Annotated in this window: 14 protein-coding genes; 13 read left to right on the top strand and 1 reads right to left on the bottom strand. The window is 41.4% G+C overall.

The window, feature by feature from the left end; all coding sequences use genetic code 11:
* Positions 1-34: 34 nt before the first annotated feature.
* The 11 genes from spoIID (at position 35) to QZ995_RS04075 (ending at position 8,887) form a co-directional block, all read left to right on the top strand.
* A complete protein-coding gene (spoIID, locus tag QZ995_RS04125) occupies positions 35-1,033 on the top strand; it encodes a stage II sporulation protein D (RefSeq protein WP_301803468.1) in 999 nt (332 codons plus the stop codon).
* 86 nt (positions 1,034-1,119) lie between these two features.
* Positions 1,120-1,839 carry a M23 family metallopeptidase gene (locus tag QZ995_RS04120; protein WP_301803466.1) on the top strand — a complete coding sequence of 240 codons (720 nt, stop codon included), beginning with the start codon at positions 1,120-1,122 and terminating at the stop codon, positions 1,837-1,839.
* A gap of 261 nt (positions 1,840-2,100) precedes the next feature.
* A complete protein-coding gene (gene spoIIID / locus QZ995_RS04115; RefSeq protein ID WP_003334276.1) occupies positions 2,101-2,385 on the top strand; it encodes a sporulation transcriptional regulator SpoIIID in 285 nt (94 codons plus the stop codon).
* Positions 2,386-2,481: 96 nt separating this feature from the next.
* Positions 2,482-3,489 (top strand): rod shape-determining protein, encoded by a 1,008-nt coding sequence (locus QZ995_RS04110; protein ID WP_018669762.1) that lies wholly within the window; start codon positions 2,482-2,484, stop codon positions 3,487-3,489.
* Between the two features lie 12 nt (positions 3,490-3,501).
* Complete coding sequence (locus QZ995_RS04105; RefSeq protein WP_301803440.1) at positions 3,502-4,404, top strand: flagellar hook-basal body protein; 903 nt, start codon at positions 3,502-3,504, stop codon at positions 4,402-4,404.
* 18 nt (positions 4,405-4,422) lie between these two features.
* Positions 4,423-5,277: a flagellar hook-basal body protein gene (locus QZ995_RS04100; RefSeq protein ID WP_301803437.1), complete on the top strand. Its 855-nt coding sequence runs from the start codon at positions 4,423-4,425 to the stop codon at positions 5,275-5,277.
* A 26-nt stretch (positions 5,278-5,303) separates the two neighbouring features.
* Positions 5,304-5,546 (top strand): DNA-directed RNA polymerase subunit beta, encoded by a 243-nt coding sequence (locus QZ995_RS04095; RefSeq protein ID WP_301803434.1) that lies wholly within the window; start codon positions 5,304-5,306, stop codon positions 5,544-5,546.
* A 234-nt stretch (positions 5,547-5,780) separates the two neighbouring features.
* Positions 5,781-6,308, top strand: coding sequence for a CDP-alcohol phosphatidyltransferase family protein (locus tag QZ995_RS04090; RefSeq protein ID WP_301803431.1), 528 nt, complete (start codon positions 5,781-5,783; stop codon positions 6,306-6,308).
* A gap of 146 nt (positions 6,309-6,454) precedes the next feature.
* Entirely contained in the window at positions 6,455-6,883 is a 429-nt protein-coding gene (gene fabZ, locus QZ995_RS04085; protein WP_301804081.1) for a 3-hydroxyacyl-ACP dehydratase FabZ, read from the top strand.
* A gap of 133 nt (positions 6,884-7,016) precedes the next feature.
* The gene (locus tag QZ995_RS04080) at positions 7,017-7,757 is read left to right on the top strand and encodes a WecB/TagA/CpsF family glycosyltransferase (RefSeq protein ID WP_301803427.1); all 741 of its coding nucleotides are present in this window, start codon (positions 7,017-7,019) and stop codon (positions 7,755-7,757) included.
* 14 nt (positions 7,758-7,771) lie between these two features.
* Positions 7,772-8,887, top strand: coding sequence for a glycosyltransferase family 4 protein (locus tag QZ995_RS04075; RefSeq protein WP_064016383.1), 1,116 nt, complete (start codon positions 7,772-7,774; stop codon positions 8,885-8,887).
* 479 nt (positions 8,888-9,366) lie between these two features.
* Here the strand turns inward: QZ995_RS04075 and QZ995_RS04070 are convergent, their stop codons facing one another.
* Entirely contained in the window at positions 9,367-10,023 is a 657-nt protein-coding gene (locus tag QZ995_RS04070) for a YigZ family protein (RefSeq protein ID WP_003334286.1), read from the bottom strand.
* A 314-nt stretch (positions 10,024-10,337) separates the two neighbouring features.
* Here QZ995_RS04070 and QZ995_RS04065 point away from each other — a divergent pair, with 314 nt between their 5' ends.
* Both QZ995_RS04065 and QZ995_RS04060 read left to right on the top strand, forming a co-directional pair.
* Positions 10,338-11,504, top strand: a complete 1,167-nt coding sequence (locus tag QZ995_RS04065) for a TolC family protein (protein ID WP_301803416.1) — start codon at positions 10,338-10,340, stop codon at positions 11,502-11,504.
* 511 nt (positions 11,505-12,015) lie between these two features.
* A complete protein-coding gene (locus tag QZ995_RS04060) occupies positions 12,016-15,165 on the top strand; it encodes an S-layer homology domain-containing protein (protein WP_301803413.1) in 3,150 nt (1,049 codons plus the stop codon).
* The last annotated feature ends 48 nt before the right edge of the window (positions 15,166-15,213 follow it).

The following is a 15,213-nucleotide window of genomic DNA, read 5'->3' as shown; positions in this document are numbered from 1 at the left end:
AGGTTGTCTAGTTGAAAAGGCAGGGGGATTTTTTATGAGGCGTTACTTTCTTTTTCTAATCTTCGCTCTACCGATTCTCCTTGTTTTTGTACCAGCGGCTCTAGTCATGTATCACACACCCGATCCAGCAGTAGCTCCTGTTGTAATGGTGGAACAGCAGGGTGAATCCTATTCGGACAACCAGCCTCAGATAAATGTCTTTCGTAGCAAATCAAATAAGATTGAAAAAATGCCGCTAGAGACGTATATCGAGGGTGTGGTTGCGGCGGAAATGCCAGCCGAATTTGAGTTAGAGGCACTGAAAGCCCAAGCAATGGCAGCGAGAACCTATATTGTCCGGCGATTGGCGGAGGGTGATTTTAAAGACGTGCCTAAGGGGGCGCATGTTCTTGATACAGTGAAGCACCAAGCCTTCTTAGGAGAAGCAGAGCGAAAGAAAATGTGGGGAAAGCAGTATGAGTGGAAGCAGAATCGGATTCATCAAGCTGTTAAAGGCACTCTTGGCAAAGTACTAACCTATGAAGGTAAGCCAATTGAAGCTACCTTTTTTTCAACCAGTAATGGATTTACCGAGAATGCAGAGGATTACTGGTCATCCCGCATTCCCTATTTGCGGAGTGTAGCCAGTCCTTGGGATATTGATTCTCCCAGATATGAACAAAGCGTTCAGATTCCCATTGAACAATTTCAACAAAGGCTAGGTGTAATGATTGTGGCGACTGCTTCTGATGGCAATTGGTATTCCATTGAGGAGCGAACAGCCGGTAACCGGATTGGACGTATTAAGGTAGGGGAAAAGGAGTTCAGTGGGAAGGAAATAAGGGAAAAGCTGCGTTTATCCTCTAGTTCATTTTCTATGAAAATCCAACAAGGAAATGTAGTGATCACCACAAAAGGCTACGGTCACGGAGTAGGCATGAGTCAATGGGGAGCCAATGGTATGGCAAAAGCCGGCAAATCAGCAGAGCAGATCGTGAAATACTACTATAAAGGAATTGCCCTGCAAGATTATCAGAAGGTTATGAAAGTATAAGGTGTGAGAAAATTTTTTTAGTTTTCCCTTGTTTCTCAGGTTTATACGTCAAAAAACTGGCGATACTGAGGGATGAGGTGATCAAAATGGAAGATAAAAGAAATCAAAAACAACCTGTTTCTATGAAAAAGTCAACATGGAGAAGTATCCTAGGCAAAAAATGGGCATTCCCAGCTATCTACATCGGTACAGCAGCAATTATCCTAGCATTCGTGATGTGGTATCAAGGAAGCTTACTAAATCAAGCAACCAAGACTCCACAACAAATTGACAAAGTGACGGTAGTCAATGGCGAAAACAAACCGGCTACTGTTCATGAGAACGAGGAAGCTGTTGCGGTAAACAACACGGCACCGACACTGGCGTGGCCGGTAGCAAAAGAAGTCATGTACGAAATTGGCATGGGTTTCTTCAATGAAGAAGCGAACGCTGATGAACAATCTAAGTCATTAGTCAAATTTAACGATTCTTTCGTACCGCATACAGGGATTGATTTAATCTCTGCGAACGGTAAAGGATTTGATGTAGCAGCTGCTGGCGACGGGAAAGTTGTGAAAGTTTACAATGATCAATTGGTAGGCAATTTAGTGGAAATCGAGCATGCCAATAAGCTGGTAAGTGTATATCAGAGCTTGGAGAAAGTTACCGTGAAGGAAAATGATGAAGTTAAGCAAGGGCAGATCATCGGTACAGCAGGGCGAAATGTATTTGAGAAGGATGCAAAAGCACATCTGCACTTCGAAGTTCGCATGGATGGAAACTCCGTTGATCCACACAAGTTCTTAAAAGAAGTACAACCGCAATAAACGGAAGATGCTTAAGCAAAGCTGTCGCATATCCTCAAGAAAAAAGGGTTGGGAGAAATCTCAGCTCTTTTTTTATCGCTTGTCTGTTGTTGTTTAAAAGCCGCCAAACCCTAGATGTGGCGCGGATGATTGCCTAGTTAGTGTACAACCCCCCAAAAAAAGATGGGTACTTGTTGGCTTGTCACATGAGGATATGTAGAATATGTGTCCCCCTCAACCCATATATTGTATCAGACAATTTGATGCTGGGAGGCGAGGGGCGTGCACGATTACATCAAAGAGCGAACCATTAAAATAGGTAGATATATTGTGGAAACACGCAATACGGTTCGCATGATCGCCAAGGAGTTTGGAGTATCCAAAAGTACGGTACACAAGGATTTGACGGAAAGGCTGCCAGAGATCAATCCCGAACTGGCTAACCAAGTAAAAGAGATTTTAGAATATCATAAAGCGATTCGTCATTTACGAGGTGGAGAGGCTACCAAAATCAAGTATAAGCGGAAGAATAAAAAGGCTCGCAGAGAGCAGGAAGAGAGCGTGTAAGAAATATTTCATCTAATGAAGGTTTTCCTTGTACATTTCCGAAATAATTCCTATAGTATTAGGTAGCAAGGTTAGTAAGTACAGGGAGGCCCTTTCATGTTGAGTAAAGATATTGGAATCGACTTAGGAACTGCCAATGTGTTAATTTATGTAAAAGGCAGAGGCATTGTTTTAGATGAACCGTCCGTAGTAGCAATAGATGATCATACCAAAAAGGTTTTGGCTGTCGGGAACGAAGCACATCGTATGGTCGGCCGTACACCAGGAAACATTATTGCGATTCGTCCTTTGCGTGATGGGGTTATAGCTGATTTTGAGATTACAGAAGCAATGTTAAAACACTTTATGGCTAAAATCGGAGCAAAAAGCTTTTTCGCGCGTCCTCGTATTCTTATCTGCTGCCCAACCAATATTACATCTGTTGAGCAAAAAGCAATCCGTGAGGCTGCTGAGCGAAGTGGAGGGGCACGTGAAGTGTTCATTGAAGAAGAACCAAAGGTGGCAGCTATCGGAGCTGGAATGGATATTTACCAACCATCTGGCAATATGGTAGTTGATATAGGCGGTGGAACCACGGATGTAGCGGTTCTATCCATGGGAGATATCGTCACCGCCTCATCGATCAAAGTAGCTGGTGATAAATTCGATCTAGCCATTATGAGGTACATAAAGAGTAAATATAAAATGTTAATCGGAGAACGGACGGCTGAAGACATCAAAGTACAGATCGGAACTGTTTATGGTTCACGCCAGGATGAAATGGACATCCGCGGACGTGATATGGTAAGTGGCTTGCCGCAAACCATCACGATTCGTTCGCAGGAGGTACAGACTTCCCTGGCTGAATCAGTGAGTCAGATTGTACAAGCTTCAAAAAATGTTTTAGAACGAACACCTCCAGAGCTTTCTGCCGATATTATTGATAAGGGAGTTTTCCTGACCGGTGGAGGCGCGCTTCTGCACGGTTTAGATCAAATGCTGATGGACGAGCTGAAGGTACCTGTATTGGTCGCAGAAGAGCCAATGAACTGCGTAGCTAAGGGAACAGGCTTGATGCTTGATTATCTGGATAAGCTTCCTAGTCGTAAAAAGTTTTTTGGATAAGGAGGAGTTCTCTTGATTAGAGGGCTATACACGGCCGGCTCCGGCATGGTGGCATTGCAGAACCGTCAAGAGGCGTTGGCTAATAATTTGGCCAACATAAATACACCAGGATACAAACAGAATGAAGGCGTGCTGCGCGCGTTTCCTGAAGAGCTGTTGATGCGTATGAATGATGAGGAAGGTCCTGAGGTAAAGGGCTACCCGAAGATCGACAGGCATGCCGTACAAATCGGCAGACTGCATCAAGGTGTCTATATGTCTGAATCAATTTCTAACTTTATTCAAGGGGATATCGCTGAGAGCAATAATCCGTATGATGTTGCTTTGACGGATAACCTGCCAATCCCGGAAAATGCCCCTCTCTTTAATCGGAAACCAGTTCAGCCTAAGCTATTTGTTAGTGTAGCTAAATTGGAAAACGCAAACGGGGCGGCAACAGCGGAACAAATTCGCTATGGACGCAATGGGAATTGGAATGTAAATCCCCAAGGATATCTGGTGAATTCTGATGGCTACTATCTGTTAGGAAATGATAATCGTCCTATTCAGATTAGTGATGACACAGGTCTTTTAGATGGGAAAATAACGATTGATGCTGATGGACTCATTCACCTGTCAGACGGTACGACACGTCAATTAGGACTTGTAAAAGCAAACAATCCTTATCAAATGGTGCGCGAGGGAAACAATGTATTTCGTCCGCAAAATCCTGAGGATGTACAAGCTCTTGAAGGCACTGACACTGGACGCTACGCTATCCGTCAAGGATGGATTGAGCGTGCCAATGTTGATCCAACCCGTACAATGACTGACATGATGACGGTAATGAGAGCGTATGAAGCAAATCAGCGCGTAATTACCACATTGGACGGTACGATGGATAAGGCCGTAAATGAAGTTGGACGAGTAACCTAATAGAAAAGGGGAGCCTGCATGCAATCATTAAATATTTCTACATCTGCCCTGCGTGCTGTCCAACAGGTGCTTGACGTTACATCAAATAACATTGCTAATGTGAACACTGTAGGCTTTAAGGGAAGCAGCGCAGATTTTTCCGAGTTGTTGTCAGACACCATGGACAAACAGCCCGTTAAGGATCAAGTCAATCGCAATACACCAGCGGGCATCTCCATTGGGAGCGGTGTGAAGCTGGGCATGACCCGCACCAATCTAAAGCAAGGTGCAGTGCTAACGACAGAAGTTCCCACTGACCTTATGATTGAAGGCGACGGCATGTTTATGGTCCGTAAGCAAATGCTGGATGAAAACGGACAAGTCATTTTCCGCAACGGACGCCCTGTTGAAGAGTATTATGCCACACGTAATGGTAATTTCCATTTGCAAAAGAATGCAAATGAGCGGTATAATCTGCTAACGGCTACTGGTGAAGTGCTTGTCGACACTTCAGGAATTGAAATTGACATTGATGACCCGGAAGGCGGGCAAATTACTGTCAACGATCACGGTGAAATCTTAGTTAATGGAAAGTCAGCATCTATCAGTACAATTCCTCTATTTAAGATTAAAAACCAAGATCGATATGAGCGAGTAGGTCAAAATAATCTACGTATTACGAATAACGCCGCTGATTTGGCAGGTATGACCAGAATTGATTATGCTGCTGGTGAAGGTAAATTACGCCAAGGCATGCTGGAGACTTCAAACGTAGAGCTGAATCACGAAATGACTCAGCTTATGCTAGCTCAACGGGCCTACCAATTTAATGCACGTGCGCTATCAATTAGCGATCAGATGATGAGTACAGCAAATATGCTGCGTAGCCGATAGGAAATTAGTAAGGAGGACCCCAAGCAGTGAACCAGGTGAGAGGACGTAACGCACAACGTGAAGAGTTGGATGCAAAAGAGGTAAAGTCGAAAAAAGGTAGGAGCCTCCCAAGAGTGCTTGTAAAAGTAGCCATGGTGCCTATCCTGTTATTTATCTCTCTTGCGATAGGCCTTGCTATCGGGTTTTCTGTCGTGGGAAAGATGCCTCTATCCCAAGCATTTCAGTTTGAGACGTACAAGCATATTTACGATTTGATGTTTTCAAATTAATAAAGACAAGCGTGATCGATAGAAGTCCTTTTCTGTAGGGGAAGAGGGCTTCTTTTTTCATAATAAGGGTACAAAAAGGAAGGGATTTGATTCCTTCCTTACTCCCTAGTTGCTGTTTGTTCGCTGAAAAGGGTATAATGAGAATTGCTTGTGTGAACATAAGATGAACCATTTTCTCTGGAAAATACTCTTCTCGCTCTTGCTGTAGAGCCGGAATAAACGGAGGTATGCTCGGTGAATGTTCCTAATGCGTTAACTCTTTTACGCATCGCATTGGTCCCGATCTACCTAATTGTGTTCTTTTCCGACCATATTATTTGGGCCTATTTTATTCTTATCTTCGCAGGCCTTACAGATGTGGTGGATGGATATATAGCACGTACTTATAAAATGACTACTGCGACAGGTGAAATGCTCGATCCACTAGCTGATAAATTGATGATGTTAGCCGTTATCTTTTCATTTTTGCTGTCCGGTCGTATCAGCATTTGGGCTGCATCCGTATTCTTTTTACGAGATTTGTTAATGATTATTCTTTCTGCATTCTTTCATTTTCGCGGAAAGAAGCTCGTATCGGCTAATATTTATGGGAAGGTAACCACCGTGTTATTTTATATCGTGTTTACTTCCATCATGTTTCAATACACATATGGTGAATTATTTTTATGGATCGTTATTTTGTTCTCCATTTTGACCAGTGCTATTTATTTAATGAAGGTATTATTGTTAAACAAGGATCTAGGAGAAAAGAGCACTCCGTAATCGAAGTGCCCCTTTATAGGAAACCCTCATCCTGATTGGGACAAGACAAGGGAGTACTTATATTGTAAGTAGATCGAACAACTCACATACATAGCGTAGCTAGTGAAAATATGGAAGTGGAGGAAAGACGCGTGGAATATCCAACAATCTTAGATGCTGTACAAATTCAGGAGATCATCCCTCATCGCTATCCATTTCTTTTAGTGGATCGAATTATAGAGGTCGAATATGGGAAACGTTCGGTTGGATTGAAAAATGTAACGATGAATGAACCTTTTTTTCAAGGGCATTTTCCCGGCTATCCTGTTATGCCAGGCGTATTAATTGTGGAGGCACTTGCTCAAGTCGGTGCAGTAGCAATTTTGGGTAAAGAAGAGAATAAAGGGAAATTAGCTTTCTTTGCAGGTATTGACAATTTCCGTTTTAAAGAACAAGTAACGCCAGGTGACACATTGCTGTTAGAAGTAGTGATGACAAGGGTCCGCGGTACTTTTGGAAAAGGAAATGCAGTAGCAAAAGTTGGCGAAAAAGTAGTGGCAGAAGGCGAAATTATGTTTGCCATCGCCAATAAATAAGCAAATTAGACAAAGAAGAACATGGGCACATTCTGGAATTGATCTTGAATGTGCCTTTCTTTTAGAGTAAAATTGGCTACGTGCAACCTGTCTCTTTAAGGCCTACATAATAGAATTAGTGGGGGCATATATTATGAAAGTCGCGCGAATCCTGGGGGTTCCGTTTTCTACTAAAGGTTTGCAGGATACGGTGCAGCATTTGACCGATCTTGTCAGACTTGGGGAGCGTACACATGTCGTTACCGCCAATCCGGAAATCGTGATGCTATCTCAAGGAAATAAAAACCTGGCAAGCTTGATGGAACAAGCCTATGTAGTGCCAGATGGCATTGGAATTATTTATGCAGCTCGGTGGTTAAACGCCCCGATACGCGAACGTGTTACAGGTGTTGAATTACTAGAGCATCTCATGATACAAGCCAATGAAAATCATTGGGGGGTTTATTTATTAGGGGCTTCGCCGGATGTAAATGAAAAAGCGGCTGAAGTTCTGCAGGAACGTTTTCCACAAGCAAACATTGTTGGCCGGCAACATGGATATTTTAAGCCTGAGGAAGAGGCGAGAATTGTCGCGGATATACAAGAAAAGAAACCAAATTTACTATTTGTAGCCATGGGTGCACCAAAACAAGATGAATGGATAGCAAAATACTGGGATGCACTTCCTGTTTCACTTGCTATGGGAGTTGGAGGATGCTTAGATGTCATTTCTGGTAAAGTAAAACGTGCACCACAAATGTGGCAGCAACTACACTTGGAATGGCTGTATCGCTTACTAAAAGATCCATCGAGATGGAGAAGACAACTGGCAATACCACACTTTGTCGCCACAGTGCTGTGGAGCCGTTTGAAAAAACGTTCCGAGTCTCAGTAGAGAGGGGAAACATCATGTCTGGTTATGTCTTCGGACTGTTGACCGCCATGGTTGTGGCTTTTATCGCTACACCATATGTCAAAAAACTAGCAATAAAAATTGGAGCAGTTGACGCTCCCAACGATAGAAAAGTACACACCAAAATTATGCCGCGCATGGGCGGACTTGCGATTTTTATAGGATTTGTAGTTGCGCTGTTTATTTTCTTAAAGCCTTTAACAAATGAAATGCTGGGAATCTTTATAGGTGGAACGATTGTACTAATCACCGGGATTCTTGATGATAAGTATCAGTTGTCCCCTAAGTGGAAGCTGCTTGGACAAATCATCGGAACAGCGGTTGTTGTAATAGGGTTTGGCTTGAAGATTGGAGTAGTGAATCTACCTTTCGGGGATGTAGGCTTAGACTTCTCCACAGGCTGGTTAGCTGTACTAGCCGTTCCTATTACGATGATATGGATTATTGGAGTCACTAATGCCATTAACCTGATTGATGGATTAGACGGACTGTCTGCTGGTGTGTCTGGCATTGCCACAGCTACTATGGGTGTTATGGCTATTATCATGAAGGACACTGGTGTTGCGATGTATTGCTTCATTTTGCTTGGAGCAATCATTGGCTTCCTTTATTTTAACTTCCATCCGGCCAAAATTTTTATGGGTGATACAGGAGCGTTATTCTTAGGATTTAATTTAGCGGCTCTGTCCATTATGGGCTTTAAAGAAGCGGTATTTGTTTCCTTTATCATTCCAATTGTGGTTCTGGGGGTTCCGTTGTGGGATACGTTCTTTGCGATTGTACGCCGTATTCTGAATAACAAACCAATTTCCAGTGCGGATAAAGGGCACTTGCATCACTGCTTGCTGAATATGGGGCTCTCCCATCGAACAACAGTTATCACAATCTACGGAATGAGTGCGTTTTTTGGTGGAGCAGCTATCCTGCTTACAAAGGTAACCAACGCACAGCATACCATTTGGATGACGCTTATTATTTTGGCTGTTTTAGGGTTTGTCATTCATATGGTGACCGAAATTGTAGGCTTGGTTGGCCGCAAGCACCGTCCAATCCTCAATGCTTATGAACGTTTAAAATTAAAAGTAAGCAACTCGATGCGTCGAGGTCAATAAAAGTAAGAGCCGCTGATTGAAGAGCGGCTCTTTTTTTCGTATGAGACACGAGTGTAAAAAATTACGCTTGATAAACATGGTCCCCAAGCTTTAGCAGGCAGTGACACAAAATTGATGGATCATCTATCATCTCCTAGACATTGGGAGAGAAAAGCGGACAGACAAAAACGGGTTATGTATGCAGTAAGGCTGAAAATAAGCGAGAAATGAACTGTCCAGTGTTTGATTTTTTTGAGAAGTAAATCTTTGCTTGTAAATTTTCCTTCATTAATATAGATGCAAAGTTAGAAATAAAAAACACCTGCCGTAATTTGGCAAGTGCTTGTTTATACGAGTAAGGTCTGGTATTTCACAAATAATCCTTATATAGTTGTATAGGAAACCATTTGTCTAACAGGAAGGTGCAACCTTCAAATGGTTCTATGCGTATAGTAATTAGATACTGGTTTTGTATAATCTTTCAAGATGTCATACCTTTTTTATTCGGTATCTTCCTGAATGGCTTCGACAGGCAGCTCTACATACTCTTTATTTCCGAGGGTCAGTGTAGCCTTACCATTTGTAAGATCTGTGATTCGTTCGATAAAGGCTGTTTCCTCTCCCTGTGGCAACTGTACCCGAACGGTTACGGAATCGGCATAATCAATACCTGCTACCCGGTGGTTTCCAAGTCGCAGCTCGTTTTCCACCTTCCCCCACCAATGATAATCTAATGAAATGATTACTTCTTGGTGAAGAATGTGGGCAACGATGCCGGCTGCTTTCAATGCAGTGACCGTACCTGCTGTATAAGCGCGTACCAGCCCGCCTGCCCCTAATTTGATGCCACCAAAGTAGCGAGTAACGACAACAACCGTATCTTTTACCCCGTTTTTCTTGATGCATTCTAATATGGGCTTTCCAGCTGTGCCGCTTGGTTCACCATCGTCGCTGGAACGCTGGATTTGGTCATTCTCCCCTATGACGAATGCAGAACAGTTATGGGTTGCGTCCCAATGCTTTTTCTTAATCATAGCGATGAAAGCAGTCGCTTCTTCTTCTGTAGTTACACGCTGTGCGTAACCAATGAAGCGGGATCGTTCAATAACGATCTCATCTTCTCCGTAGCCAGCCAGGGTTTTATAATGTTGTAACATTTGCATCACCTCATGCTACCAGCATAACGGAGAAACAGGGATCGTTGCAAACGTTGTGTAATTTTTTGCAGATAGCAGACGTATTGTAAATGAGTACAAGGAAAAATGCACTTGCAATACAAGTGATCTGGATAAGAGACCTGAATATTGCATGCAAGACTTAGAATGCATGGCAAATCAAAGTCTGAGCAAATCTGTAACAAAATACGAATGATTTGCCAGAGACCAATTTACGCCAAATATGGTATGGTACTAATGTAGATAGACGTGAAAGTTTCATAAATCGAATGGTAATTGAGAAGGAGTGTACAGATATGAATTTTCCTTATTCAAAAAAATGGGTTGCTCTAACAGTAGCAGCGATGGTTATGACCTCAGGCAGCGGACTTGCTGCGGCAGCCACTACAACAGCACCAGCAACAACTCAGCAAGTGACCGTTAAGAAGGAACAAGAAGTAGGAGCTAATGATCTTACTATTGAAAAAGCCGTAAAGCTTACATTAGAAAATAATCTGGACTACAAAAAAGCAAAGATTGATGTAGATAATGCGATGATTAAAGCTAGCTCAGCCAATTATACCAGTAATAAAATCAAGGAAGGCATGATTGAAGACCTTGGAACTGCTGAGGGGAAATATGTAGCAACTGTCCGTGCTGAGGGACAGAAGGAGATGGGAAGACTTTCCTTGCAGCGTTCAGAGGGAAGCTTTAAGCTGAATACAGAGAAGCTATATTACGATTTATTAAATGCAGAGGATGATTTGGTATTAAAGAAGCAAAGCTTGGAACGCTCAGAATCTCAACTGAAAATAGCCAATGCAGCATTTGGGGTTGGGACACGAGCAAAGACTGATGTATTACAGGCTGAAGCAGGTGTAGCTCAAGCTAAGGCTGCAGTTGCCCAAGCTGAGTCTGCAAAGGAAATTGCCAGACTAGCTCTTAATAAATTCATGGGTGTGGACCTGAATAAAAAATGGAACCTGCTGACAAAACAAACAAGTGAAAATGTAGAAGTGATGGATGTTGAGAAAGCAATTGCGAAAGCATTAAAAGAACGCGTTGACATACTAACAATTGAACAAGACATAAAGAACTCAGAAAAGGAACTGGAAGTTATTGAGAAATACTCCATCCTATCCGGATTCCAAGGCCAAGCAGCGAAAAATACTGCCGAAAAAAATAAATTAAATTTAACGCAAACTCAGAACCAAGTAAAAATGGACCTTATGCAGGCATACTACAATCTAAACTCAATTAAAACAGCGTTAGAGGCATTAAAAAAGGGAACAGACGCTGCATCAGAGAACTATCGCTTAACCAAGCTGCGTTTTGAGAATGGTCTGGCAACAGCTATCGAGGTAGTTGGAGCAGAGGAAGAGCTTGCTAAGGCGGAAAACAATTATCAAAAGAATTTGTATCAGTTAAACCTGGCTGTGATGGTATACGAAAATGCGATTTTGCAACCAACTAGTGGTCAATAATGAATAATATGGGTTAGTTATCCGTAAAAAGATCAGGTATAAGGGGAAAGGGGGATAGATCATTCTATCCCCCTTTTATTTTTGGTATGCGGTAGCAAAAATGGAAAAAGATTGTAGGTGACAATTGGAAATTCGATAATTATAATTACCTTTGTGACTCAAATTACCCAGAATTATCAACTTACGAAAAATTTTTTTAAAAAATGTACGCAACGACCGCAACTTTTTAAAATCCTATGCGTTTAATAGTATGTCGAAGTAATTACGGTTAGATTCCTAAAAAAGGATTCACGAAGTCTAGCAACTATGATACACTAATGACTGTTGCACTTTTATGACATGATTCGCTAGTTTTGCGTAATTTATGAAGGATTTTGTTCTTTCTATATGCGATCCTGCGAAAGGGGGTGAAACGCGCTTGCAGGATTCGGGCTGGAAAAAGAAAGAGACAACTAGTAATAAGATATCCCAAAATCAATTGTTATATACTAGAGGAGGAGAACCTAAGGTTATGAAAAAGGTTGTTAATAGCTTATTGGCAAGTGCACTAGCACTATCCGTAGTTCCTGTTGTTGCAGGAGCAGAAGAAGCAGCAAAAACTACAGAAGAAACAAAAACTACTGCACCACAATTAGATCCAAGCATGGAGAAAGTTATCCAACGTTTGAAAGCACTTGGTTTGGCTACAGGGGATGAAAAGGGTAACCTTAACCTTGACCAACCAATCAAACGTTCTGAGTTCGCTACTTTGATGGTACGTGCTCGTGGACTAGAGCAAGCTGCAAACACTGCAACTTTCAATCCATTCTTTAAAGACGTTACTGCTTCTGACTGGTTCAAAGGTTGGGTTAGCATCGCAGTTAGCCAAGATTTAACAATAGGCTACCCTGACAAAACTTTCCGTCCAGACAAACTAGTAACATATGCTGAAGCAGCTACTATGTTAGTGCGTGCACTAGGTTATGAGCCATTGGCACTTCAAAATGGTACTTGGCCAAACAACTTCATCTCACAAGCGTCTACTTTGAAAATTACTGATGGCGTAACTATTGATCCAGACAAACCAGCTGTTCGTGGCGACGTAATGAAGATGTTAGACAACTCTCTTCGCGTTGACCTAATGAAACAAACAACTGTTGGATCTCAAAACAACCACGAAGTTCTTCCTGGTAAGAACCTTCTAACTGAATACCTACACGTACATGTTTACGATACAAAATGGACTATGACTGATCGTAACAGACCTGAAGATCTTCCTTCAGTTTCTAACGTACCAGTAATCGGTCTTGGATCTTTGAAATACAACGAAGTAGAATTGACTTCTGACAGCAAATCTTTCTTCAACAAAGTGAAGTACAAAGTTGCTGACAGCATCAATGCTAACGACTACGCTGGTCAACGCGTACAAGTATGGATCAAAGACAGAGACAACACTGTAGTATGGATGGAAGGTTCCGAAGACGAAACAGTTGTTTTCGATAAATACAAAGCTATCCATGTTAATGGTAAAAAATTGTCTCCTACTAAAGACAAAGACCAAATCAAAAAAGACAAGTTCGAGAAACTTACTCTAGAACTTGATAGCGAGAAAAAATACGATTTCGCTGAAGATGTAACTGTAACGTTCAACTTTGAGCGCGCTACAAAAGCATCTGATGTACAAGATGCTCTACAAAGATTGCTAGAAGCTGACGATGCTTATTCTGTTAAGCTAGTTCTTAACACTAAGAATGAAATTCGTTACCTAAGCATCGTTGACGATCGCAGCGGCGACCAAAAATGGGTAAACAATCACTTCGGTTCTGAGCTAATCAAAAAAGTATCTGAGAAAAAGATCACTACTTTGGTTGGTCAAGATCTATCCCTTGATGGTAAAAAAGAAGGCGTTGACTACCTAGTATTCTTGGATGGTAAACCAGCTAAATTGGCTGACCTTAAAGAAATGGACGTTTACCATGCATACCGTGCAGACGGTAACAAAGACAAACTTTTGATCTTTGCTAACCGTACTACAAAAGAAGGTAAAGTTGAAAAAGTACGTTCTAAGTCTGAAAAAGACTTCCGCATCGTTATCGATGGCAAAGAGTATCGTTTCAGAAATGCTTCCTTTGCAAAAGACAAAGACAAAGAAATTCAAGATAACATCACTACTGATGAAATCGATAGCCTAGAAGGTACTAAAGTTAAGATTTACCTTGACGCTGTAGGCCGTATTCGTCACATCGAAGGTTATGAAGCTAACGATCGCAAGCAATTAGCTATCATCTCTCGTTCTGCTAGCTACGAGGCTTCTACTGACAGATACATCTTCAAAGTTTGGACAGAAAAAGACTCAGGTAAAACTGCTAAACTTGAAGGTAAATACATTAAAAACGAAGATGGTAAAAAGTTCAGCGAATTGAAAGGTTCTAAGACCGAAAGCCAACTTGCTAAAGATTATCTAACGTTGACTAATGACAAAAAATTCATCCTTGCAGAAGTTGAATTGGATGCAAACGGTGATATTGAGAAAGTTAACTTGAAAGATACTTCTAAAGCTAAACACATGACTAAAGAACAGTGGAACAAAAACACTGATAAGAGTGATGAAACTGTTAGATACAACGGAAAATCTTATGATTTCGGTTCCAGCTCTGTAGCGTTTGATGGATCTAAAGGTATCGAAAGTGGTGAAGTTACATCACTTAAGAGCCCTAAAGTTATCAAATGGAGCAAAATCGCTGAGAAAGACGCTGAAGTATACTTCACTCTAGATGGCAGCGATATCGAAGCGGTATTCGTTGTAGATTCTAAAGGTCTTGCTTCTGGCTCTGAATACGGTGTGGTTGTTGAAGCTTACAAATCTTCCGGTTCTGATTACCTAAAAATCAAACACCGCGATAAAGATGGTAAATGGGTTGAAACTCCATACAAATACGATGGTGACGGTAAAGAGAAGCTTGAGAAAACATTCATCCGTTACAGCGCAGATAGCAGCGATCTTATCGAAGAAGATGATATCCGCGTAATCGTTGACGCTCGTGGTGACGAGTATGAATACAAAACTATTAAAGAAAAAGATTACGAAGATGCTGGTGTACACTTTGTAGCTCCTGCTATCGTTGACAAAGTAGAATCCAAAAAAATCTACTTCAGTACTGCAACTGAGAAGAAACTAAGCACGAAGCTTAACAAAGACGTTGTTTACTTCGATAAAGATGGTAAACAAGTAGACGAACCTTCTGATGAAGATTACGTAGTACTAGTTGATACAGACGATAACTCTGACGATATCGATTATGTATTGTATGTAATCAGCCATGAGGAAGCAAAAGAACAAGGTTACTTGAAAAAAGATGAAAACAAAGAAACTCTAATGGATCAATTCCTAAAACAAAAATGGAATGGTGAAAAACCAGATCCAAGTGAAGACGGTGATCTAGACATCACTAAACAAGCAGCTTCTGAAGTACTTCCAGGTGTTTATGGTTATGAGATCGCTGGTAAATTAACTGGTGATTTGAAAGACGAAAAAGAAGTAACAATCGTTCTTGGCGACAAAGAATTTACTGCAGAAGTTAAAGATGGTAAATTTGAATTCACTAAGAGCTACAAAAAAGTAGACGAAGCTTATGTAAAAGTAGGCAAAGAAAAATTTGATCTAAAAATCAAATTCAAATAAGTTACAGTCGTCAATCATATAAGCTAAAATGTATGGATAGATTAGAGA

The organism is Brevibacillus laterosporus, from assembly GCF_030489605.1.
Classification (GTDB): Bacteria; Bacillota; Bacilli; order Brevibacillales; family Brevibacillaceae; genus Brevibacillus_B; species Brevibacillus_B laterosporus_E.
The sequence above is the reverse complement of the archived record's forward strand: the minus strand, read 5'-3'. Positions and strand labels throughout refer to the sequence as shown.